Genomic DNA, 24,218 nt, shown 5'->3' on the forward strand with positions numbered 1-24,218 from the left:
TGATGATTTAAGTTTTCTCATGCCAATATTCCCGCGCTCCTGATGATTTAAGTTTTCTCCCGCCAATATCCCCGAGCTCCTGCTGATTTAAGTTTTCTCCTGCCAATATCCCCACGCTCCTGCTAATATAGGTTTTCTCCCGCCAATATCCCCGCGCTCCTGATGATATCCCTACTCCCACTCCCATCCCCAACAAAAAAAAAGAAAGCAAACTACCTAAAAGTAGTCTACTTTCCCTCTCTCCGTTCTTTTTCATTTAATACATCTGCTAATTCGTCCTCTATTGTTGAATCCGCTAGCTTTACCTTTGCACGGTATGCTGCTCGGGTAATTAGGTGACCCGCTACTGGAGATGTGATAAATACGAATATTATTCCTAGCAAAAGGCGTACACTAATGAACCCAGTCGTTGTCACAAAGTATAGGAAGGCACCTAGAAGTGTTAGTAATACTGCTAAAGTTGAACTCTTTGTTGCAGCATGGGATCGTGTGTAAATATCTGGAAAACGAATAATCCCAATTGCACTAATCAAAGCCATGGCAGCACCTATTAATATGAGGAGTGCAGCGATAAACTCAGCTATCGTGCTTGCGTTCAATAATAACACCCCTCTCGATGTATTTAGAGAATGCAATCGTGCTTATAAATGATAATATAGCTAAGATTAGAATAACCTCTAGAAACGCCGTCGTGTGAAATAATACTGAAATAATGGCGATTGCAGATACAAGGTGAACTCCTATCATATCTAAAGCAATGACACGATCTGGCAGACTTGGACCAATGATAATTCTGCAAAGCGAAATGAAAATAGCGATTCCGAACAATACAAGTGCAGCAGTTAACATTATATTAATCATGACCTTGTCACCTCCATAATTGCCTTTTCAAACTTGCTTAATGATCGTAATAACATTTCCTTCGATTCTTTTACATCCATACCATGAATATAAAAGGTGTCGCCCTCAGGTGTTACTTCCATAACGACAGAACCGGGGGTCAATGTTAAGAGCATCGCAAGAGCAGTAACTTCTACATCACTTTCCAGTATCGTCTCATATTTGAATATTCCTGGTTTAATATGAATTTTAGGGCTTAGTATATGCTTCAGCACAAGATAACTAGACTGAATTAATTCGGAAATAAAGAGCAGAACTAATTTTAAAAAGGCATAGAACCTACCTAAATAAAATCTTTCTCCATAAAACCGATGCAATAAATACACAATTCCGATCCCTACTATATATCCTGTAACAAATGTCGTAATTTTAAAGTAGTCCTCATCCTGGAAAAGCGTCCATAGAAAGGCGATAAACAAATTGGTAAAAAATTGAGCCGCCATAAAGCACTTCCTCCCTTATAATATCAATCGATTATTTATCATATAAAATCGCATCAATATATATTTGTGGATTTAATAAGGTGTTTGCTGCATCACTAACATATGGTGCAAATACTTCTGTACCTAGTCCCAAACCAATCGTCGCTGCAGAAAGCAACACACAGGGGATTAACCAACCCATTTTCATCGGTACTTCATCCTCAAAGCTAATCATTGTTTCACCCCAGAAGCAATTTAGGAAGATACGTAAAAGCGAATAAAGTACGACAATACTAGATAGAAAGGCAAGAGCAAGAAGCACATAAGAACCCGTTTCAACTGTTCCCTGCCCGATTAAAACCTTCCCAATAAATCCACTTAGTGGCGGCATTCCGGCAAGTGATATCATAACAATGAAAAATAGCCAACCAAATAGTGGGTAATTTCGAATCAGTCCACTCATCTCATCCATACTAGCCGAGCCCGCTACCTTAATCATTGTGCCGGCAAGCAAAAATAATAATGCCTTTACGATCATATCATGCATTAGATAATAGATAGATCCCTCTAGCGCCGCCTGTGTACCAACAGATAATCCAATAAGAATAAAACCAACACCAATAACCACATTATAGGAGACGATTTGTCGAATATCCTTATAGGCTACAGCTCCTATACTTCCGCCTATTAAGCTTACTCCTGCTAGAATACCGATAATCGTATGTGTAAAGTCTGGATCATGGTAAAAGAATAATGTAAATACACGGATAATAGCGTAAATCCCTACTTTTGTAAGTAATGCACCGAATAAAGCAGCAACCGCAGTCGGTGGTACACTATATGAACCTGGTAGCCAGAAATAAAGTAAGAGGCCAGATTTCAATGCAAACACAGTTAGGAATACCATACTAATCCCAGTCAATAAAGGTGTTTGGCCAGATTCTGCAATTCGTTCAGAAATATGTGCCATATTCAACGTTCCGACAGAACCATATAAATAGGCAATTGCGATTAAGAAGAACCAAGATGAAAGCACATTAATTACGACATATTTTATCGATTCTCTTAATTGAATCTTCTTCCCTCCAAGGGCAATTAATACATAGGATGCTAATAACATCACTTCAAAGTTTACATATAGATTAAATAGATCTCCGGTTAAGAAAGAACCATTCACTCCTGCAATTAAGAAGTTAACAAACGAATAAAAGAGCATTTTTTCATGTGATTTGCCAATTGACGAAAAAGCATAGAGCAAACAAATAGCAGCAACAATGCTTGTAATTAGCACTAAAATAACGGAAAAGGAGTCTGCTACAAATAGAATGCCAAAGGGTGGTTCCCAGCCTCCAAAGTCTAAACGAAGAATCCCCTCTTCTTGAATTCGATTTAACAAATAAATAGCAATCCCAATATTCGCAAAGCTAACACCAAGACTTATTCCTCGTTGCAGCTTTATTTGATTACGGAAGAAAATGAGTATAATTCCAGCGAGAACAGGGAGAGCCATTGGTAATACTAGTAAATTATTCATGCTTATTCCCTCTCAGTTCATCTAGGTTATCCGTACCGGTTTCTTGATATGTTCGATAGGCTAATACAAGAGATAAGGCCGTTACTGCAAAGCCTATTACGATGGAAGTTAGGATAAGTGCCTGTGGAAGCGCATCTACATATGGTCCCTGTTCTTCTCCATCAAGTAACGGAACCACTCCCCCTTTTAAGCCACCCATTGTCATAATCATTAAATGTGCAGCATGTGAAAGAATAGCAGTTCCTAAAATCACGCGTATCACACTCTTCGATAAGAGAAAATAAGTAGCTACTGTCACTAAAACACCTGCTAGGATGGTGATTAACGTTTCCATATATTACACATCCTCACTAATACTTAAAATAATCGTTACGACGACACCAACAACAACTAATGCCACACCTAGTTCAAAGATTGTTACTGTCGTTAATTCTACTTCTCCAAAGAAAGGAAGATTAAAATAGCCAAAAGCCTGTGTTAAGAAAGGAACATCAAAAACGAATGCTCCAAATCCTGTACCAACAGCTAGAAACGCACCAAGCGCCGCTACTTTTTTGAAATCAAAAGGTATCGCTTTTTCTATCGTTTCAATATCAAAAACAATAAACAGCAGAACAAAAGCAGATGAGAGGACCAGCCCACCGATAAACCCGCCACCTGGATTATTATGTCCCGCTAAAAATAAATACACGGCTAGCGTTAATATGATATAAACAACAATTCTAGTGACCGTTCGTAAAATAACATTATTTATTTTCAAGCTCTTCCTCCCCCTTTCTAGCTTTTAGTTTAATTAGTGTGAAGATACCAATTCCAGCTATTAGGAGTACAATTACTTCGAGCATCGTATCAAATCCACGGAAATCACTTAAAATTGCATTTACAATATTCTTCGCTCCTGCAAGTTCATATGAATTTTCGAAGTAGCTTGAGATTGATTCGAACAGTTTACCATTTTGGACTGCTAACGCAACGGTAACAAAGATTGTCCCGACTAAAATTGAGATCAATAAATTGACACTTTTTGTTCGTCTAGGGGAATCCTCTTTCTTCCATTCTGGTAAGAATTTATAGGCTACAAGGAAGAGTACCGTTGTCACAGTCTCAACTACTGATTGAGTCAGCGCTAAATCTGGTGCACGTAGTAATACGAAGAAAAGAGCCACACCATAACCAATAACACCATTTAATAAAATCGCAGTCAGACGTGATTTGGCAAAGATAACTGCAATTGCTCCTACACTCATCGTGATTGCAATTACCCAGTCAATAGGATCAATTGGTGCATCATCCACGATATTAAAGTCGAGTGCACCAGTGTAAATCAATGTACCACCAGCTAAGATTATAAAGAATATATAGATATACACGAGATAATCGCGCAGGTAACCAGTCATATAGTAATTTGTTATTTTATTCGAGTTTATTTCTGTTTTTTCTAAAATAGCATTATATAACGAATCAAAAGACCAGCTTTCTGGTAGAAGTGCGTAAATCCCCTTCCAGTACTTTAATGAAATAAATAGTAAAACACCAAAGACGACAACACCTATCGTCATCCATAATTCCGGTTGAAACCCATGCCAAGCAGAAATCGTCACGCCAAGATCTGTCTCCGCAGCAAACGTTGGAAAAATACTAGCCATTGCTGGGACAATTAAATAATTTCCTAGTACATTCGGGAAGAAGAAAATTACGATAACGAGTATCCCAAGGATGATGGGCGCAATGAGCATACCAACTGGCGCCTCATGTGCTGGTCGCTCCAACCTTTCTTCTTGATATTTGCCAAGAAATGTCTTAAATACGATTATCATACAATATATAAAGGTAAATACACTAGCAACCCAAGCTATTACAGGCAGCATCGTGCCCCAGGTCTCTAGGGAATAAATGTTGAGTTCACGAATATTTAATACTGAAGTAAAGAACATTTCCTTACTTAAAAACCCATTGAATGGTGGTAATCCTGCCATCGAGAAGCTACCAATCATGGCAATTGTAAACGTGATTGGCATATACGTTGCCAGCCCGCCAAGCCGACGGATATCACGTGTTCCAACACCATGGTCAATAATACCAACAACCATGAATAGCGCACTTTTAAATGTTGCGTGATTAATTAAATGGAATAACCCAGCGAAGGCAGCCTGCGTATAGACAACCGAATCTGTTGAATAGCCATTATTAAGGGCTGCTGAACTCATTCCGAACATACTCATAATCATACCTAGCTGACTAATCGTCGAGTAAGCCAGCAATGCTTTAAGATCAGTTTGCCGAACTGCGGTAAAGGATCCCCAGAACATTGTAACTAAACCAATTCCGGTAACGAGCCAGAACCAAGCTACTTCTCCGCCAAATATTGGGGTAAACCTGGCAACTAGGTATAAACCGGCATTTACCATTGTAGCCGAGTGTAAGTAAGCACTAACAGGTGTTGGTGCCTCCATCGCACTTGGCAGCCAAATATGAAATGGAAATTGTGCTGACTTCGTAAATGCACCGAGTAGAACTAATAGCATTGCCGGAATGAATAAATGATGGTCATAAAAATCCGGGATAATTTCGATAATTTCACGAAAACTAAACGAACCCGTAATGCTTCCAATCATAATAAAGCCGGCAAGCATTGAGAATCCACCACTTACCGTAATAAGTAATGCTTTTTGTGCACCTTCCCTTGATCTTTTTCGTTGAAACCAGAAAGCAATCAAAAGGAAAGATGAAATACTCGTTAACTCCCAGAATACATATAAGACCATTATGTTATCTGAGAAGATGACACCGAGCATCGCTCCCATGAACAACATTAAATAAGCATAAAAATGTTCCAACGATTCGTTCTCATTTAAATAGTAAATAGAGTATAAAATTACTAAGGCCCCTACCCCTGTAATAATAAGCCCAAAAATTAAACTAAGTCCATCTAAATAAGTAGAAAAATTAATGCCATATGTAGGAAGCCAATTAACCATAAATAAATACGTCGCTCCACTGGCAATGCTCGGAATATACAGCGCTAGGAAAATAAATAAGATGATGGGTATTAGTAATACGTACCAGCCGATATGTAATCTTGATATCCTTTTATGTAGGAAAGGAATTAGAGCAGCTGCTAAAAAGGGGATCATAATTAATAAGTTCACAGATACCAAAATCAAACCTCCATTTCTAATAGTGAAGTATTATTAAGTGTTTAAGTTTACGTAATAAAGTAGCATCTTGAGCATGTTTCACATTTAGCAAGAATAATTTGCTTTAAAAGATGAAAAGAGATAGAATTTGCATTTAGTGGATTCACCCGAACACAATTTTACAGATTAAAATAGTAATCAAACATAGTAAAACAGGTTTAACATATTAGGATTCCTCGCATAAACATACTTAGGAATACGAATACGAAAACCCTACCTATATATTTCCCCAGTTATTCTTATATTATAGCCAGATTAGATAACTTGGTTGTCACATGCCTTTAGGTGACCACAGTTATGTACTACAGAAAGTTGTTATACTTTCTTATCTACTAAATCTTTCTGACGACTTCTTAATTGGTATACAGCGTTAACCTTAAGGTTAAGATTGTAAAAGAAACCTATTTGCAATAAATATTGTAGAATTACCATTTTAGTTGATTAACAAAGTAGAAAACGCTCCAACCAAGAGTGGTAAGAGGGATTTTTGAATGATTCTAGTTCAGTGGACGAAATCGAGTGTAAAATGAACATGCGATATTATTGAAAGTGGTACCATTATTATTTAATAAACTTTTACACATAAATAATTATAACGTAAATTATCTCTCAATGCACATTTGACAATTGATAAATGGAATTCGTTCCAAGCTAGAAACGTATTAATTAGGGGTTCCCCTTAATTTAATCATTATCTATGGCATTAAATTAAGAGATGGCTTATGCTATAGAAGATGAAGGAATACTTGTAATTTTACTATGTATTTTTTTGATAAATTTTTTTCAAAATAAGGGTTCACGAAATCAATATAACATGTTAAAATGATACGGTTTAATGGATAAGATCATAAAATAGATAATATTTAAATAAGTATATGAAAATTCAAGAGGTGAATTTACCGTCATGAGGAAAATAAAAGGTCGGATGGATGAAAGCATCCTAGTCTGTGTTTACTATGGTCCAAACGGCGAAAGACTAATTAGGCGCGGTCATAAATTAGCTAAAATAATGGATTGTCCTTTATATGTGTTAACAGTTGATTCATTACCCTATGATGAATTCGATGCCGAAAAGTCAGGGTATATTGAACGATGGAAAGAATTATGTGATGAATTAGATGTAGAAGAATTCATTATTCGTGATAATGAGAAACGTTCTTCTGTAAAAGCAATAGCAGAAGTAGCACATAATCATAATATTACGCAAATCATTGTTGGACAAAGCCCACAAAATCGATGGGAAGAGATTACGAAAGGTTCCTTTGTTAATGTATTATTACGGGAAATGACCTTTATCGATATTCATCTCGTTTCTATTGATCGAACCATTAAAAGTGAAGAGGACATTTTATTTGAAAAGGGTGTTCGTGGCTTCTTAAGGAAGGACGAAGACAATTATCGACTTAGCTTTACAAGATCGAAGCAAAACCTCTATGAAGGTATTTTCTATAAAGAGATTGGAACAGATTTTAATAATGGTGTTTTTAAATTCATTAATAATACCGGCAAAACCTGTCAGGTACACATTACCGAGGATATTGTAACAGGAAAGATAAAAGAACCTCCAAATGTGAAAGCAAAATAAGAACAAAAGCAAGCGCAAGCGCCCGTTTAGCGACGTACGGGGGTGAGGGTAGTCTCGCTAGTCGTTGGGCGCTGGAGCTGGACGTAGCCTCTCTTGTCACTTGAGTTGAAAGATGGAAATTTTAATACTTTCTTATTTAGCTAGTAAAATAACCCACGAAAAGCAAATTGCAATTCGTGGGTTATTCTTTCCTCCTAATTGTGAGCGTGCATTATTCATAGAGATCTGGCATCCTACTATCAAATACTGGTACATCCTTTCTAATCTTCGTAACAAGATTAAGCGAAAGTGACGCTGTAATAGTCTCTTCCAATTTCTCACTACCAATTCGTAAGCTGTTTCCCCACGGATTAATGATCATGGAGCTTCCTGCAAACGTTTCTCCATCATAACTACCAACCCGATTACAAGAAACTACGTAATACTGATTTTCAATTGCTCGGGCAATTTGCAATGCCTGCCAATGTCCCAGTCTCACACTTGGCCATTCGGCAACAACATAGAGAATTTGGGCACCTTGAAGTGCTAGACTTCTAGACAGTTCAGGAAACCTTAGATCGTAACAAATAATAACGCCCATTTTTACTCCATCCAGCTCAAACACCTTTACTTTCTCAGTCCCACCTGCTAAATACTGCGGTTCATTCAGCATTGGTACGAGATGAATTTTGTCATATTGATAGACAATGTCCCCATTACAATTAACTACAATGCTAGAATTATAAACTTTCCCTTCCTTTTTATTGGCAAAAGAGCCACCAATAATATTAATCTTGTAATTCTTTGCAAGTCCCTGCAAGAATCCAGTTGTTGGTTCACCGTCTCTATCTGCATAGAGTTCAAGCTCTGGTAATGTATAAGCTGTCGTCCACATCTCAGGAAGGATAACGATATCAGGGTGCTCCGCCTCTACCGTCTCCTTTATCCATTTTCCCACACGCAATCGATTCAATTCAGGTTTGCCCGCAACAATATCCATTTGAAAAATAGCTTGCTTCATATGCAAATCTCCTTTCAAAAGTTAACCCGATTGGTTCAACTAACAATTAAACGATGAAAAACCCCCACTGATCTGGGATAATTCATCCTATTTAAACCATCCTTTTTCTTTAAATCTTGAAATAGCTGCAATCCGATTGCTAACATTTAATTTATCTAAAATAACAGAAACATAATTCCTTACTGTACCATTCGTTAGGTATAGTTCGCTGGCGATTTCCTTAGTATTTTTCCCATCAGCAATAAGCTTGATTATTTGCTCCTCCCGCTCCGTTAACGGGTTTTCCTCTTCATAGGCTATATCAATCAATTCTGGGGCATATACCTTTCGCCCCTCCATAATAATTCTAATTGAGTTTGCTAATTCCTCACTTGGACTATCCTTTAGCAAATAGCCACTAACCTTTGCTTTTCGGGCACGGTCAAAGTATCCTGTTCTAGCAAAGGTGGTTAAAATAATAATTTTGCAAGCGTTATTTATCAATTCTTCTGCGACATCTAGTCCACTTTTCACCGGCATCTCAATATCCATTATACAAATATCTGGTTGCTGTTGCTCCACAAGGACAAGTGCTTCTGCTCCGTTGCTTGCCTTACCAACAACTTCCATATCCTCTTCCAAATCAAGTAATGACCCAAGTGCACCAAGTAATAACCGCTGATCTTCAGCAATTACAATCCGAATCATGCGCGCCCCTCCTATTCTACTCTGAATTAATAAGACTGCTTTCTATATAATATAGCTGCTCTTTCACGTAATTAATAGTCGATGTAAAGCGTTAACTAGTTTAATGTGTCAATGACTCTCGGGCCAGTCGCTTCAGAAATACACTTCGCTTTCCGCGGGGAGCTGGTGAGCCTTCTCGTGCTAGCGCACTTCGTAGTCTCACCTAGGCTCTTCTTCCCGCAGGAGTCTTCGTGTATTTCTTCCGCTGGGGATGTGCGAGTAAAAATAATTTTCTATCCCAATATAAGATAGAGACCAATTTTCCTCTCTTGTGGGTGTTGATTGGAGCCGCGGACAGGAGACTTCTCGAAAATAAAGAACGATTTTCTTTCGAAGGAACTGAAGCGTTGCCCGCGGAAATCAACATTGAGCCTAGTCCGCAGTTTATATAAACAACACCAAACTATTCCTGCTTAATAACAGTCGGAACTTTAATTGTGAGGGTCATTCCATCGATTGATTCGGTTTGTAACGTCCCATTGACAAATTCCAGTCTTTCCCTCATCCCTTCAAGTCCATGCCCCTTAAACGCACCCAATTTATCACGCATACCAATACCATTATCCTCGACAATAATGGTCAATTCGCTAGATGACTGCCGAAGGGATATTTTGCAGAACGTAGCCTTGCTATGTTTAACAACATTTGTAGCTGCTTCCTTTAAACACATACTGAGTACATTTTCTACGAATACTGGAATCCCTATACGCTTAGGATCCCCCTCCAGTTTATATTTAACTTGTGCGGCCTCTAAAACCTGCTGTACGCTTATCAGCTCATCGACTAATTTCGTGCTTCTCATTGTCGAGACGATTTCACGAACTTCTTTTAAAGCAGTTCTGGCGGTTTGATTAATGTCGTATAGCTCAAGTTTTGCCTTTTCCGTATCTCTAACTACTAACTTGCTCGCCAAATCGCTTTTTAAGCCAATCAAAGAAAGCTTCTGCCCCAATGTATCATGTAAATCCCGTGCAATTCGCTGCCGTTCTTCAATAATCATTAATTTTGAGATTCGCTCATTTGCATCTTCCAATTGAATTTCCAGCTTTTCGCGTTTGACTCTATTATACATTTCGAATGGCAGCAGGATGACTCCAATAATACAAAGCACAATGAATGGAATTTGTGAGAAAAAGAGCTGTTCCTGAGTAAAAAACCCAAACCCTACTGCAACAACTGTTGTAACGAGATTGACAACATACAACGCTATAAAACCCGCCCTATTTTGAATATTACCAATGAAAAATGCTAGAAATAAGGAGAAATAGACATAACCAAAATAAACGGTCATGCCAATGCTTATTGCCATTTCTATTCCTACCGAAACATAAACAGTCCAGCCTTTTTTTATAAATGCTAATCGATAAGTAATGAAGAACAAAAGAATCATCAGGATACCAATAATAATTTCTGCAGGTGTTGATGATTTAAAGATAAAATAGAAAGGAAGTAGACAAAATGCAATCCATGCAAAAAGACTAATTCCAGTTTTTTTCGGAAAAATATGATACCACGTTTGCATGTTCTTCCTCCCTATGAATAAAATTACGATTATTTATTTCAGTATAACAAAGTATATAAGAAATAACCCTCAACTAAATGGAAGCTTGAGGGAATCTTTTTATTTCTCTTGGAAACTTGGGCGGCTTGCCTTCATCCGTAGCGTTGTCTTTTTATTACGTTCAAGTGCTTTGAAATCCTTAAAGCTAATAAAAGATCTACTTGCCTGATCATACAGACGAAAACGAATCGATGCTAGGCTTGATGCTAACGTAATCGTCGTTGCTTGATGTAATGGCGGCGTCGATTCATGTGCTCTCTCCAAATTATAATTAGGTACCCTTGGCGCTAAATGATGGACATGATGGTAACCAATACTGCCAGTAATCCACTCTAATACTTTCGGCAACTTATAATAAGAGCTTCCATCTACTGCAGCCTTTACATAATCCCATTCATCTTCATTCTCAAAATAGGAATCTTCAAACTGATGCTGTACATAGAACAACCATATTCCAGCAGAACCAGCAATCATGAGGATTGGAAGTTGGATAATTAAGAATGCCTGCCAGCCAATAGCCCAAATCAAAAGCGCATAAATGACTGCAATTGAAGCATTAATTAAGTAGGTGTTCAAACGCTCCTTCTGTTTCGCACCTTTTCGATTGATTCTATTTTCAATAAAGAACAGATAGATTGGTCCTAAACCAAATAACACAAATGGATTCCGGTATAATCGATATGCTAGTCTGCCCCAGAATGATGCTTCTGCATATTCATCCACCGTCATTACCCATACATCACCAGTCCCACGTTTGTCTAAATTACTACTTGTTGCATGGTGGATTGCATGGTTTCTTTTCCATTTCTCAAAGGCAAAATGGGTAATGATTCCTGTAATCGTACCGACAACTCGATTCGCTTTACTATTTTTTAAAAAAGACATATGTGTACAATCATGAAAAATTATGAAGATCCGCACGACGAATCCCGCTGCGACTATAGAGAATAGAAGACTTAACCAAGTGGAAATGGTTAAACTCTGATATGCAAGAAACCAAAGTAGAAAGAACGGAACAATCGAATTTATTAATTGTATTATACTTAATTTTGTATTTGAGCTCGCATAGGGTGCAACGCTTTTTCTTAATTGTGCCTGTTTTTGTTTACTCATATTATCCTCCTATTAATGCCGAATATTGTTACTATCTAGCATAGAGGAAAACCACCTGGTTTATAAGTCATAAATGTCAAGGATTGCATATGACAAATGTCATGTGTAGACAGGGGGGTGCCTGTAACTCCCTAAATTTTGTCAGAAGATGTTGGTGGTGATAGAGCGTTTTAATGATATGGAAGAGCTCCAAAATGTTTTATCGGAGCGGATTATTCATACTCCTGAGTTCTTATAGGTCCAGTCTAGCTATCAAATGGTCACACGAGCTTTCATGGACCAAGTGGAGCGCACAACGTATAAGCGACTAGGCACGCTAACAAGCTTAAGTCAAAGCCATAAACTAAACATAAAAGACCACTATCCAATTAATTAGATAGTAGTCCATAGCCTAAATTATTGCAGCATCATTTTTTCCAATTCCAATGGTTCAATATATTCGCCGTTTTTATATGCTCGCATATTTCCACCAGAGATTTCATCGATTAAGAGGATTTGATTGTTCGCATCTCTTCCAAATTCTAGTTTTATATCATATAATTCAATATCTTTCTTCGCTAGTTCATCTTTAACAACTTGAGAAATTTGCTGTGTCAATGTTTTCAGTGTTTCATATTCATCATTTGTAAGAATCCCAAGCATATGTAAAGCATCCTTCGAGATTGGTGGGTCTTGACGTTCATCATCCTTTAATGTAACTTCAACAAACGCATCTAAAGTCTGACCATCTTCTGCATATTTACCATATCGTCTAAAGAAACTACCAACCGCACGGTAACGGCAGATTACTTCTAAACCTTGACCAAATACGGATGCTGGCACAACTGTCATCGTAGCTTCTTCAATGTCCGCAGCAATATAATGTGTTGGAATTCCCTTTTCTTTTAAAATCTCAAAGAAAAATTGGGTCAATTTTAAACCTGCTCTTCCAGCACCTTCAATAGATAGTCCAACAGTATTAGCTCCGGGATCAAAAACACCATTCTCCCCTGTTACATCGTCCTTGAATTTCAGTAGAAGATTCCCTTCCTCTAATTCATATACATCTTTCGTTTTACCTGTATAAAGTTGCTTCATCCTTTGCACCTCTCCCGCTGGAATATATCATAATTATTGCATAAAATAGATAGACTGTCACTTTCCGCTTTTTTGCTAATATATATTAAGTGGTCTTTCTAATACATTGACTTGTATAATAGTATGAGGAGGTGACTTAGTTGGACGCATCAGATATTATTAATAAATTGAAAGACCGAGTACCATCTATCCTCGGTTATGAGCAACTTCGAAAATCCGCTGTACTTCTTCCTTTAGTTGAGATAGCGAATGAAACACATATTCTATTCGAGGTTAGATCGATGGAACTTCGCAATCAGCCTGGTGACATCTGTTTCCCCGGTGGCAGAATTGATCGAGAGGACCCAGACCCCAGATATTCTGCCGTTCGCGAAACGACTGAAGAATTAGGTATTAATGAATCAACGATAAGAGATGTTCTCCCACTTGATTATATCGCAATGGAACGTGGCAGATTAATCTATCCATTTGTCGGCAGAATAACAAATCTAACGGAATTGAAACCAAACCCTGCTGAGGTTAGCGAGGTATTCACGGTACCACTAGCCCATTTTGTTAATACAGATCCAGAAAGATATAAAGTAAACTTGCAAGTAGTTCCTGATTCGAATTTTCCTTTTGACTTAATTGTTGGCGGGGAGGATTACAATTGGCGCACACACCATGTCGAAGAGCTTTTTTATAAATATGAAAACAAAGTAATTTGGGGATTAACAGCGAGAATTTTAACCCATTTTATAGAGTTGCTGAACGAGAAATAGAAAACAATCCATCCTTTCGAACAATATTTAGGATGGATTGTTTGTAGTTTTAGAAATCTAAGAGGTAATTGTTATTTTCTTATTTGTGATTTCAAGACTAAACTAATCATTCACAAAAGGTTTATTCACATAATAATACATCCATCCCATAAAGATACTCCCGCCAATTAAGTTTCCAATTGTGACTGGAATAAGATTGTGAATCATACCGCTGACTGTCACTGAATCTGGATGTCCAAGCACGAAGGACACAGCGAACGTGCACATATTAGCAATGCTATGCTCATATCCGGAAATAAAGAAACAAAAGACAAATAAAACCATTGTAAATAATTTAGGGCCATCACCTTTAAGTGTCATCGGAATGAAAAATGCTAAACAGACGAGCCAGTTACAAAGAATCGCTCTGAAAAACAATTCATTCGTGGGTGCTAGTGTTTTATTCTTCGCTACTTCCAATAAAAATCCGTTCACTGATTGATCATCAAAAAGTCCTGTAGCATAAATTAATAATGCAAAAGCAAAAGCTCCTATCAAATTACCGATATAACTAAGTGCCCATAACCTACCTACATCTTTCCAGCGCAATTTTTTCTTTAATGCTGCAAAGGTATAATAAAAAGTATTACCAGTAAATAAATCACCCCCACCATATGCAATAAGAATGATTGCTGCACCAAATGTTACAGCTGCCATTGGATATGCAAATGGAGAATGATCCAAGTAAAAGAAGTTGCCGGTTTTAAATGCGACAATGACCCCAAAACCAATAAACATACTTGCTAGCATCGATCTTAATAAATAGATAAAGGAGCTCTTCTGATAAATACCAAATTTCTTGAGCGCTAATTGTTCCACCTTTAAAAGAGATTCCAACTCCATAAAATTTCACCCCTGCCAATCTAAATGTTTATAAAGCGAAACCTATTGATTAGTTTGGTTTCGCTTCTTTTAGAAAACTTCGTTGTCACCAAGCCTTTCGTTGACAGCCTTAGTTGCACTTATGTAGTTAAGAAAGTTTTTACTTTCTTAGCTACCAAAATACGGAGCAAGGATGCCTTTTAAAACATTGACACTATTATTGAAAAGCATTTTTTCTTCATCGTTTAAGTCAATTTCGATGATTTCTCTTATTCCATTTCTGTTAATAACTGCTGGTACACCTACATACACATGATTATTTCCATATTCGCCATCCAGATGTGCAGAAATAGTTAATATCGTATTTTCATTAGTAAGAATGGCGTTCGTAATTCGAACTAAACCCATTGCAATCCCGTAATAAGTAGCACCTTTGCTTTCGATAATTTCATAAGCAGCATCACGTGTTTGGGTAAAAATCATCTCTAAATCATCTACATTATATTGTTCATTTCTCTCAATCAACTTTTTGATCGGGATGGTACCGATAGACGCAGAACTGTATACAGGAAGTTCACTATCGCCGTGTTCACCGATAATATAAGCATGAACATTTCTTGGTGCAACATTAAAATATTCTCCTAGTGAATAGCGGAAGCGAGCAGTATCTAAAATCGTGCCTGAGCCGATTACACGTTCTTTTGGAAGTCCACTAAATCTCCATGTTGCATAGGTTAAAATGTCTACTGGATTCGTTGCAACAAGAAATATCCCATCGAACCCACTTTCCATTACTTGATCTACAATCGTTTTAAATATATTTAAGTTCTTCTCTACTAAATCAAGCCGAGTTTCACCAGGTTTTTGATTAGCCCCAGCACAGATTACAACGATGTCCATGTCCGTACAATCTTTATAAGTGCCAAAGCGAATATGCATTGGATTTGGAGCGAATACTTTTCCATGATTTAAATCTTTCACATCACCTTTTGCCTTTTTTTCATTAATATCAATCATCAGAAGTTCATTAGCAACACCTTGATTCATTAAAGCAAAGGCATAGCTTGAGCCTACAAATCCTGTTCCAATCAATGCAACTTTGTTTATCTGGTCATTTCTTTCCATCATGATTTACCATTCCTTCCAAAATTAATTTCTGAATTTTCTCCATACATTACCATACCCAAAAACTAGTGGAATTATTAATAGATGGAGCCACTTTATATTGTGAAATGTTTCACAAACATTTATTACTTTTAGTATACATCGATTTATTTATAAAGGCAATAACATTGTTCAATGTTTCACAAATAAAAATAACGATAAAGACATAGAGCTTTTCAAAATTAAATACGTGACTAAAACTCTGATCTGCTATCAATAATCAAGTTCCTCATAATTAGAGGGAAAAAGGCAACAAACTCAAAAGTCCGTTGCCCACTTCAAAAGAAGTCCTACCCCTCAATCCGTACAGGCATAACTTCCGCTATTGATTTTCCGTATTTATCCTTTTCCTCTTCCGTCATCCAAATATGAATGACTCCATGATCCGAGCTTGTCCGAACTAATCGACCAATCCCTTGACGCATTCTTAAGAGCATATAAGGTGCATCCACTTCTTGATCTGGATTTGCTGCGTGTTTGCGCTTCGCCTCAAATACTGCATCCTTTGGTGGGAATGGCAGAGAGGAAATGATGACCTGAGTCAATGGTTCCCCCGGAACATCTAAGCCTTCCCAGAGATGATGTGCGCACAATACTGACGATTCCCCTGACTGGAATTCACGAACCATCGTACTTATTTCCTTATCACCTTCATACATTAACACGAATGGCCATGTTTGATTATTAGCCCACGATCTGAAAAGCTCCATCTCCCGAGCGGTGGAGAATAACACGAGTGAATGACCATTATTTTCTATTAATTCCTCATAAATCCCTTGCCATTTTTCTAAATCACCTGTATCCAAATGACCTTCGATTTTCATCTGTTCGTCATAATCAAACGGCGAGGCAACGGAGAAGGATTCATATGATTCGATCCCTAAACTGTTAGCTAGATAATTGAAGTCTCCATTTTGTGCTAATGTTGCCGAAGAGAATAGGAACGGAATCTTTTGTGAAAATACTTCCTGCTTTAGCACATCCTCTACTAACCGTGGCATAATTACAAAGCTTGTCGTACTCTCATTTTCTTCCAGCCAATATATTCCCTCATCATCTTTTAATAAGATGGATAAACCATAATCGAAGAACTCTAAATACTCTTCAATAATTTTAATATAATAGTCGTCCATCGTGAATAATTCAGAATCAAAAACAAGCTGTTCTAGTAATTGTTGTACTTTGTCATCCAAATTCCTCGCCATTTCCAGCATCATTTTCGATGGGGCTAATTGCTTCCGATTCGACCCTTCGACAGCTGTAGCAGTATCTCCAAGAAGTTCAAACCACGCATCATTTAACTCTAGAATATCTTCTACTAATAATAAGGATTGCTCACGAATATCTTGACCCATATAGCCAGTTAACACATTCGTCAACGTATCCAGATTATAACGATAAGTTAATCCCTTTTGTGCAGCGAACTCTAATAGATGGCCTTCATCAAAAACTACCGAACTAGCTTCAGGTAAGAGTGGCATCTGCCCTTCACGCTTGCGTGATTCCTTCGTCCAAATATGCTCCATGTAGAAATCATGGGAACAAATGATAATATCTTTCGCATGTCGGTAATATTCCCTGTTTAACGTCTGTCCACTTCGGTGTCGGAACTCACAGGTGGAGCACTGTTGCAATGGATCCCAAGCAATCTTCTCCCACGTTTCATTCGGTACCCACGGATATTCTTTCCTGTCGCCATACCGTTCAAAGGTTTTCATTGAAGTTCCCGTATCGTAGACAAAATCAGGAATCTGATCATGCACACGTAAAATATCCTCATCATCTGTCACATTTGCAAGCGGATCAAGCTTCTTCACACAAACATACTGTTCACGCGCCTTTGCTAGCCGTACATCAATTTGTAAGTCTAGTGCTTCTTCTAACTTTTCAATGTCTCCACCTTTTTTCACAAGCTGTTCAATGAGCGTTTCATCCGCACAAGATATTATCGCCGGCTTTCCTATATAACGAGCATAGCAAATTGCATATAATAAATAAACGAGTGTCTTTCCTGTTCCTACACCCGCTTCCGCAAAAATCGTACGTTTATTTTTAATAGCATTTTCTAACTGAAACGCCATGTATATTTGTTCATCTCTTAATTCAAAACCTTGTTCAGGTAAGATTTCATAAAAAACATCACCAATATAATCACCCAAACGATCAAAGAAATTCTCTGTTTTTGAAACAGTAAATGGAAGGGAACGCTTTGTGTCCATATTCATAGTAAACTCCTCTTTATAAAGTGAACCTTCATTGAGTCGGGGAGTCTCTCTCCATCCCACTCAATGTTAGTTTAACGAATCGGGCTTTTGCAGGCAGATACCAATTACATTTCTTTGGCTTCTCTCTAATTCTTGAAGTGAGAGTCTTACTGCCCGTTAATGCGGGATAAATTTCCTAAGCAAACTTATATAATAGCATAGTAAATTACTGTAACGCAAACAATAATAGGATACATCTTGATTAAGAAAAAATAATTGCTAAATATTTTTTCAATTGTACAATATTAAGTATAGCCATAATAGGATGAAACTTACACTATCAAGTTCTAGAAAGCTTGATACTATTTAAATTGAGAGAAGGGAAAGCTGTGGAAAATACCACTAAAGAGAAGGCCCAGATACTAAAGAATAGTGAACCAATCTATTCTATTTTATTCATTATTGGAATATGCCATCTATTAAATGATTCCTTGCAAGCCGTGATTCCTGCAATGTTTCCGATTTTGGAGAAATCACTGGGGCTAACATTTACACAGCTTGGACTTATCGCGTTTACATTAAATATGATTTCCTCTGTTATGCAGCCGTTAGTAGGAATGTATACGGATAAGCGACCGATTCCCTTTGCATTGCCAATTGGACTAACGAGCAGCATGTTCGGTATGCTCGGTCTCGCACTAGCACCTAATTTCTGGATGATTCTTTTAAGTGTTGTCTTTATTGGTCTTGGTTCTGCTGTTTTCCACCCAGAGGGGTCTCGTGTAGCCTATCTTGCTGCTGGTACGAAGCGGGGACTATCCCAATCGATTTACCAAGTTGGAGGAAATGCTGGGCAAGCACTTGCTCCGTTAATCACAGCCTTAATCCTCGTTCCGCTCGGTCAGTTTGGAGCAATTTGGTTCACCTTAGTTGCTGCATTAGCTGTCATGTTTCTCTCATACATAGCAAAATGGTATGCACAGCAAATAAAGGTATTCAAAAGCAAGAAAAAAACACAAAATATAAGAAAACCTAGTAAAAATGTTTCCAAAGCAATTAAAGGCGCTATTATCATTCTTATCTTCGTCACCTTTGCACGTTCATGGTATAGTGCAGCAATCTCTAATTTCTATGCATTTTATGTTATGGATAATTATGGGATCACGATAGCAAACGCACAAGTTTACATCTTTACTTTTCTAGCAATGGGAGCTGTCGGAACATTCCTTGGCGGTCCTTTAGCTGATCGATTCGGTAAACGGAATATTATTCTTTTCTCCTTATTAGGATCTGCACCGCTTGCATTAGCCCTTCCATACGTCGGACCGATTATCGCTATCATTATACTTGCAGTAATCGGATTAATGTTAATGTCCAGCTTCTCTGTCACCGTTGTGTATGCACAGGAGCTCGTACCGGGTAAAATTGGTACGATGTCAGGTTTAATTGTCGGGTTTGCATTTGGCATGGGAGCAATCGGTTCCGTTACCCTTGGTGCCCTAATCGATTTCTCTGGATTAACACCAACGATGATTATGATTTCACTATTACCATTATTAGGATTTGCAACATTCCTATTACCAACCGACGAAAAGGTGAAAAAGTGGTATGCATGAGTAGCGTTTAATAATGTCAATAAGGCCAAGAATATCCTTTCTCAGAGAAATTCTTGGCCTCCAATATAGTGTCTCCTCTTGTTTCATGAACAAAACTATATAACAGAGTTCATGGTCCCTCATTTCCTCATTGTTCTATCTTCCTCTACGTTTTAACCGAAAGATTTCGGCATCACAACAGCATCAACCATACCTTTTGCACAAACCAAATCTTTCGCGAATACTTCAGTGTGTATTTTCCAACGTTTAGGATGAACCTCTTCCAACTTGCCAACTGCTTTTAACCGTACTCCCTGTGGGGTTGGTTTCATAAAATCAATCGAAAGTGACGCCGTAACAAATCTCGGTGGTTCAACTTCATCACCTGGTTCATGACCATTTTTACGGTGTAATGCAAGCGATGCAGACCCGGTACTATGGCAATCTATTAAAGAAGCAATCAATCCGCCATAGACAAAACCAGGTATTGCTGTATGTTCTAAAAGTGGAGTATAAACCGTTATCGTTTCTTCTCCTTGCCACCCCGTTCTAAGATGTAATCCATGTTCATTTAATCTCCCACAACCATAGCACCAAGCATAATCATCTGCATACTCATCTTGAACCGCATGTATCACATTATCCACCTAAAAATCACCCTCCTTATTAAAATGAGTATAACATTTATCATCTATTTTAGAATATTCTGGACTAATGAAATTTGCATTAATGATAAGTCCAATTAATCGATTCTTTAATGACAGACAGACCAATCTTTGCTAATCTATAGATGTACAGGAGAAGACGTTTCATTACATAGTTGGGGGTTATTTACATGAAGAAACTCGTCCTATTAGGCGGGGGTTATGGTGGCATAAAAGTATTAACAGGCCTACTTGATTATCAATTACCTGAAGATTTACATATCACTGTCGTAGATCGAAATCCATTCCGTTCGTTAAAAACAGAATTCTTTACGATTGCGGCTGGAACAGTCGCGGAAAGGGATGTACGCGTTGATTTTCCAGATGATAAACGCGTACAGTACGTTTTTCGTGATATTACAAAAATTGACACGGAAAAACAACAAATTATATTCCAAGATCCTGAAGAAACGATTTCCTATGATTATTTAGTTATTGGTCTTGGATGTGAGGATAATTATCACGGGACACCTGGGGCGGAGGAATTCACTGAAAGTGTACAGACCTTCCAAAAGGCACGTAATACCGGCGTAGCCGTGGGCAATTTAAAGGCTTATGGAAATGTATCCATCGTTGGCGCCGGATTAAGTGGAATCGAAGTCGCCTCTGAAATACGGGAAAGTAGATCAGATTTGAATATCCGCTTGCTTGACCGAGGTGCTACCGTACTGAAAGCATTTGATTCTAAAATTCAATCCTATGTAGAAGATTGGTTTGCGGAAAATAATGTCGAGGTAATTCACCATTCAAACGTTGAATACGTTGAAAAAGACGGTGTATGCAACAATGGTGTTTGCTTCCTTAATGATGTTACAATCTGGACTGCAGGAGTCAGACCAAATTATTTAGTCCGTGAATTACCATTCGCAAAGGATAACCAAGAAAAGATTATCGTAAATGACTATTATCAAGTGCCAACCAATCCAAATGTCTATGTATTAGGTGACTGTGCTTCATCCTACTATTCACCGAGTGCACAGTTAGCAGGACTACAAGGAGAAAGAATTGCAGAGGTATTGCTATCGATTTTCACCGGTAAAAAGCTCAAAACACCTAAAGAGATCAAATTGAAAGGGACGCTTGGTTCTTTAGGAAAATCGGATGGCTTCGGTAACATGATGAAAACACCATTTACTGGATTCTTGCCTCGCTTGGCGAAATCTGGCGTATTATGGCTCAGTAAACGTCATTAAGAACTGGAAAGGAATCTAGATCTCCATTCAGATTCCTTTCCTTTCTCAAAGTAAAATTCACATTTATATCACTTAAGGAGAAAACCAGTGAAGATTAATTACAACCTGACTGAAGATGATTACCTAAAATTTAACCTGTTCCATATGAAAAACTCTAAATCTGTTATGAGATCACTAAATATCCAAAGATTTTTGACCCCAGTATTCTTTATCTTAATATCCTATTTATTTTCTAAGATTGCCGAAACACCATTCTTATTTGCATTTATACCTTTTTTCATTATGAGCATACTATGGATCATTTTTTATCCAAAGTTTTTCTACAAAACAATAATCCGAAATGTAAAGAAAATGATTCGTGAAGGTCAGAATGGCGGACTAATTGGAGAGCATCATATGATATTTACAAAAGACGAAATAACGGAATCCACATCCACTGACGAAACAAAAGTGAAATGGTCTGGCATTCAAGCATTTAAAGAGGACAATGATTATTTCTACCTATACAATAGCTCCGTAAGTGCCTATATCCTGCCGAAAAGGGAATTAACGAATGTCGATGAAGTTAAAGGGTATATAGAGGAACGTTTGATCGTATAATTAATTACTAATTCTAAATGAGAAGCGGACAGTGTGTGATTCTGTCCGCTCTTTTTTCTGTAAATTTACCTAAATTTAATATCCAGTTAGTACTAACTTAACAGTCTTTCGTTATGCTAAAGATATCATTAAGAATATTAATTTGGGAGGTACAGTAATGCGATTTCTAACTAAACTTAGTATCAGTTTCGTTGGCGCTATCCTGTGGTTCTTTTAATACAAATAAGTCTCACTATCGCAAATTTTATCAAATGCGATTTTGTTTTTTCAAACGCTATCTTCAGCGCTTGTGATGATTTAATTCTTCACCGAGTGATTCCCCGTACTTATTCTATTTTTTCTTTCTCCGGACAATATCTTCCCACTCATGTAGAAATAAAAGGATTCATTCCTTCAGATTTCTATTATATACGGTTTTGGCAGCAAAAAATCGCAGCGCTATCCTCAGCACTGCGATTTTCCTTATCTAATTACAAACAATATTCCTCTTGATGACACCGAAACCAGTAAGTCAACACCATCTCTGGTTGCTCTTTCATTTGCTCAATGTGCGCGCTCCCTAACCTATTAGGGATTTATTACATTATGCCTTCACTTCCTGCAGCATCTCTTCTATCGCAGCAGCCACACCATGCTCAATATTGGATTTTGTCGTATAATCACAAAGATCCTGTATACCTTCAGCAGCATTCTCCATTGCAACTCCACGACCAGCCATCTGAAGCATGCTAGCGTCATTCCAATTATCACCTAAAGCCATAACATCATTCATCTCGATGCCCATACTAGCCGCAAAGCTATCCAATGCTATTCCTTTTTGCGCTTCTGGATGATTAAATTCTAGATTAATATCACCTGAAGAGGTAATCGCAATTCCTGTTTCCGCTTCTAATTCCTCACGAACAGCAGCCAATTTTTCTTTATCATGGGAAAAAGATAAAATTTTATATATCTCAACGCTTTCAATCGAAAATATTTCCTCATAATTACCGATAAACGTCACTGGCTCCGCTTGGAAGCGAAGCTCGGCCTTTTCTCGAACCTCTTCATCTGTGATATTTGGATTTGCTGACTTCATAATATCAACAAGTACTTGGAGGAAATACTCTCTGCTCCCTGAATAAATTCCATCATTTGTAAAAAACTCAATATACATATCCCTTTTCTGACAACTTGCAAGGATTTTTCTTGAAATCTCTTTATCCATCGTTACCTTACGAATAATTCCCTGATCTTGTCCATAGGAGACAGCCCCATTCAAACTAATTATCGGGCTCGTGATGCCTACAGCTTGAAGTGGTTTACTTGCTGCCTCATAAGATCTACCCGTCGCAACAACAAACTTAATCCCTTGGTTGATCGCCTTTTTTATCGCTTCGGCATTTTCTTCACTTACAACTCCATCTTCATTTAATAGAGTACCATCCAAATCTGATGCAATAAGTTTCATTTTATTTCTCCTTAATTATTTACTATTCATTCTTTCCTTATTTCTCATTGAATACTACTTTTCATTATACTATGATTACCCCTTTTTTTCAGAGGATACACTATGAACATTAAGAAATCTTAATACATAAAGTCTCTTTAAGAGAGAGAATGATAATGAATAGTTGATACAAACTGCGAACTATGAGCTACGTTGTTTTCCGCTACGGACAGTCGCTTTCCACGGGCAACGCGGTCTGCTCCTTCGGAAGAAGACCACTTCCGATGGATCTTCAGCCGTTGCTATTCCCGCAGGAGTCTCCTGTCCTTCGCTACAATCAACGGCCATGATAGAGGAGTAGCCCTCTCGTCTTATTACATAGATAGAAAGTTGACAGCAATTGCAAAATACCAGCGGAGAAAATACACGAAGACTCCTGCGGGAAGAAGAGCCTAGGTGAGACAGCACAAGAAGGCTCGCCAGCTCCCCGCGGAAAGCGAAGTGTATTTTTGGAGCGACTGGACCGAGAACCCCTAAACTAGTTCACAGTCTATCTAAATTACACAAACAATACAATTGAACCTAAAAAAAG

General features: G+C 37.8%; 23 protein-coding genes. 5 read left to right on the forward strand and 18 right to left on the reverse strand.

Translation table 11 applies throughout. The annotated features are described in order from the left end of the window. Window positions 1-7: 7 nt before the first annotated feature. Genes CWR45_RS19845 through CWR45_RS12220 form a run of 8 tightly spaced genes read right to left on the reverse strand, consistent with a single transcriptional unit; the run spans window position 8 to window position 6,014 of the window. Window positions 8-181, reverse strand: a complete 174-nt coding sequence (locus CWR45_RS19845; RefSeq protein WP_170138852.1) for a hypothetical protein — start codon at window positions 179-181, stop codon at window positions 8-10. A gap of 46 nt (window positions 182-227) precedes the next feature. Further along, on the reverse strand, window positions 228-599 hold the full coding sequence (locus CWR45_RS12190; protein WP_115750150.1) for a Na+/H+ antiporter subunit G: 372 nt from the start codon (window positions 597-599) through the stop codon (window positions 228-230). Beyond that, entirely contained in the window at window positions 577-861 is a 285-nt protein-coding gene (locus tag CWR45_RS12195; RefSeq protein ID WP_115750151.1) for a Na(+)/H(+) antiporter subunit F1, read from the reverse strand. Before CWR45_RS12195 ends, CWR45_RS12190 begins: the two co-directional genes overlap by 23 nt. Beyond that, window positions 858-1,343, reverse strand: coding sequence for a Na+/H+ antiporter subunit E (locus tag CWR45_RS12200; protein ID WP_115750152.1), 486 nt, complete (start codon window positions 1,341-1,343; stop codon window positions 858-860). Before CWR45_RS12200 ends, CWR45_RS12195 begins: the two co-directional genes overlap by 4 nt. A 31-nt stretch (window positions 1,344-1,374) precedes the next feature. Then, the gene (locus CWR45_RS12205; RefSeq protein WP_115750153.1) at window positions 1,375-2,856 is read right to left on the reverse strand and encodes a Na+/H+ antiporter subunit D; all 1,482 of its coding nucleotides are present in this window, start codon (window positions 2,854-2,856) and stop codon (window positions 1,375-1,377) included. Beyond that, window positions 2,849-3,190, reverse strand: a complete 342-nt coding sequence (locus CWR45_RS12210) for a Na(+)/H(+) antiporter subunit C (RefSeq protein ID WP_115750154.1) — start codon at window positions 3,188-3,190, stop codon at window positions 2,849-2,851. The genes CWR45_RS12205 and CWR45_RS12210 overlap by 8 nt, the downstream gene beginning before the upstream one ends. Before the next feature lie 3 nt (window positions 3,191-3,193). Continuing rightward, window positions 3,194-3,616 (reverse strand): Na(+)/H(+) antiporter subunit B, encoded by a 423-nt coding sequence (locus tag CWR45_RS12215; RefSeq protein WP_115750155.1) that lies wholly within the window; start codon window positions 3,614-3,616, stop codon window positions 3,194-3,196. Beyond that, entirely contained in the window at window positions 3,603-6,014 is a 2,412-nt protein-coding gene (locus CWR45_RS12220; protein ID WP_115750156.1) for a Na+/H+ antiporter subunit A, read from the reverse strand. The genes CWR45_RS12215 and CWR45_RS12220 overlap by 14 nt, the downstream gene beginning before the upstream one ends. Window positions 6,015-6,957: 943 nt before the next feature. On the opposite strand from CWR45_RS12220, the gene CWR45_RS12225 reads away from it, so the two are divergent. Continuing rightward, window positions 6,958-7,638: an adenine nucleotide alpha hydrolase family protein gene (locus CWR45_RS12225; protein WP_115750157.1), complete on the forward strand. Its 681-nt coding sequence runs from the start codon at window positions 6,958-6,960 to the stop codon at window positions 7,636-7,638. 211 nt (window positions 7,639-7,849) lie between these two features. Here CWR45_RS12225 and CWR45_RS12230 read toward each other — a convergent pair whose 3' ends face one another. The 5 genes from CWR45_RS12230 to CWR45_RS12255 form a co-directional block, all read right to left on the reverse strand. Continuing rightward, entirely contained in the window at window positions 7,850-8,638 is a 789-nt protein-coding gene (locus CWR45_RS12230; protein WP_115750158.1) for a carbon-nitrogen family hydrolase, read from the reverse strand. An 87-nt stretch (window positions 8,639-8,725) separates the two neighbouring features. Continuing rightward, entirely contained in the window at window positions 8,726-9,325 is a 600-nt protein-coding gene (locus CWR45_RS12235) for a response regulator transcription factor (protein ID WP_115750159.1), read from the reverse strand. 442 nt (window positions 9,326-9,767) lie between these two features. Next, window positions 9,768-10,886 (reverse strand): sensor histidine kinase, encoded by a 1,119-nt coding sequence (locus tag CWR45_RS12245; protein WP_115750161.1) that lies wholly within the window; start codon window positions 10,884-10,886, stop codon window positions 9,768-9,770. Window positions 10,887-10,985: 99 nt separating this feature from the next. After that, window positions 10,986-12,038 carry a Delta(5) desaturase DesA gene (gene desA, locus CWR45_RS12250; protein ID WP_115750162.1) on the reverse strand — a complete coding sequence of 351 codons (1,053 nt, stop codon included), beginning with the start codon at window positions 12,036-12,038 and terminating at the stop codon, window positions 10,986-10,988. Between the two features lie 396 nt (window positions 12,039-12,434). Beyond that, a complete protein-coding gene (locus tag CWR45_RS12255) occupies window positions 12,435-13,115 on the reverse strand; it encodes a phosphoribosylaminoimidazolesuccinocarboxamide synthase (protein WP_115750163.1) in 681 nt (226 codons plus the stop codon). A gap of 140 nt (window positions 13,116-13,255) precedes the next feature. Between CWR45_RS12255 and CWR45_RS12260 the strand changes: the two genes are divergently transcribed. Beyond that, the gene (locus CWR45_RS12260; RefSeq protein WP_115750164.1) at window positions 13,256-13,876 is read left to right on the forward strand and encodes an NUDIX hydrolase; all 621 of its coding nucleotides are present in this window, start codon (window positions 13,256-13,258) and stop codon (window positions 13,874-13,876) included. Between the two features lie 102 nt (window positions 13,877-13,978). On the opposite strand, the gene CWR45_RS12265 is transcribed toward CWR45_RS12260, so the two are convergent. The 3 genes from CWR45_RS12265 to CWR45_RS12275 form a co-directional block, all read right to left on the reverse strand. Next, entirely contained in the window at window positions 13,979-14,758 is a 780-nt protein-coding gene (locus tag CWR45_RS12265) for a formate/nitrite transporter family protein (RefSeq protein WP_115750165.1), read from the reverse strand. 147 nt (window positions 14,759-14,905) lie between these two features. Then, the gene (locus tag CWR45_RS12270) at window positions 14,906-15,865 is read right to left on the reverse strand and encodes an L-lactate dehydrogenase (protein WP_115750166.1); all 960 of its coding nucleotides are present in this window, start codon (window positions 15,863-15,865) and stop codon (window positions 14,906-14,908) included. A 326-nt stretch (window positions 15,866-16,191) separates the two neighbouring features. Then, window positions 16,192-18,120 carry an ATP-dependent DNA helicase gene (locus CWR45_RS12275; RefSeq protein WP_115750198.1) on the reverse strand — a complete coding sequence of 643 codons (1,929 nt, stop codon included), beginning with the start codon at window positions 18,118-18,120 and terminating at the stop codon, window positions 16,192-16,194. 374 nt (window positions 18,121-18,494) lie between these two features. On the opposite strand from CWR45_RS12275, the gene CWR45_RS12280 reads away from it, so the two are divergent. After that, complete coding sequence (locus CWR45_RS12280; protein WP_115750167.1) at window positions 18,495-19,721, forward strand: MFS transporter; 1,227 nt, start codon at window positions 18,495-18,497, stop codon at window positions 19,719-19,721. 152 nt (window positions 19,722-19,873) lie between these two features. Here the strand turns inward: CWR45_RS12280 and CWR45_RS12285 are convergent, their stop codons facing one another. Beyond that, the gene (locus tag CWR45_RS12285; protein ID WP_115750168.1) at window positions 19,874-20,347 is read right to left on the reverse strand and encodes a PaaI family thioesterase; all 474 of its coding nucleotides are present in this window, start codon (window positions 20,345-20,347) and stop codon (window positions 19,874-19,876) included. Between the two features lie 188 nt (window positions 20,348-20,535). Between CWR45_RS12285 and CWR45_RS12290 the strand changes: the two genes are divergently transcribed. Then, entirely contained in the window at window positions 20,536-21,597 is a 1,062-nt protein-coding gene (locus CWR45_RS12290) for an NAD(P)/FAD-dependent oxidoreductase (protein WP_115750169.1), read from the forward strand. Window positions 21,598-21,684: 87 nt separating this feature from the next. Next, window positions 21,685-22,197, forward strand: a complete 513-nt coding sequence (locus CWR45_RS12295; protein ID WP_115750170.1) for a YcxB family protein — start codon at window positions 21,685-21,687, stop codon at window positions 22,195-22,197. 583 nt (window positions 22,198-22,780) lie between these two features. Here CWR45_RS12295 and CWR45_RS12300 read toward each other — a convergent pair. Further along, window positions 22,781-23,647, reverse strand: a complete 867-nt coding sequence (locus tag CWR45_RS12300; protein WP_115750171.1) for a Cof-type HAD-IIB family hydrolase — start codon at window positions 23,645-23,647, stop codon at window positions 22,781-22,783. Between the last annotated feature and the right edge of the window lie 571 nt (window positions 23,648-24,218).

Origin of the sequence: Oceanobacillus chungangensis (assembly GCF_003369565.1) — a bacterium.
GTDB classification, from domain to species: domain Bacteria; phylum Bacillota; class Bacilli; order Bacillales; family Amphibacillaceae; genus Oceanobacillus; species Oceanobacillus chungangensis.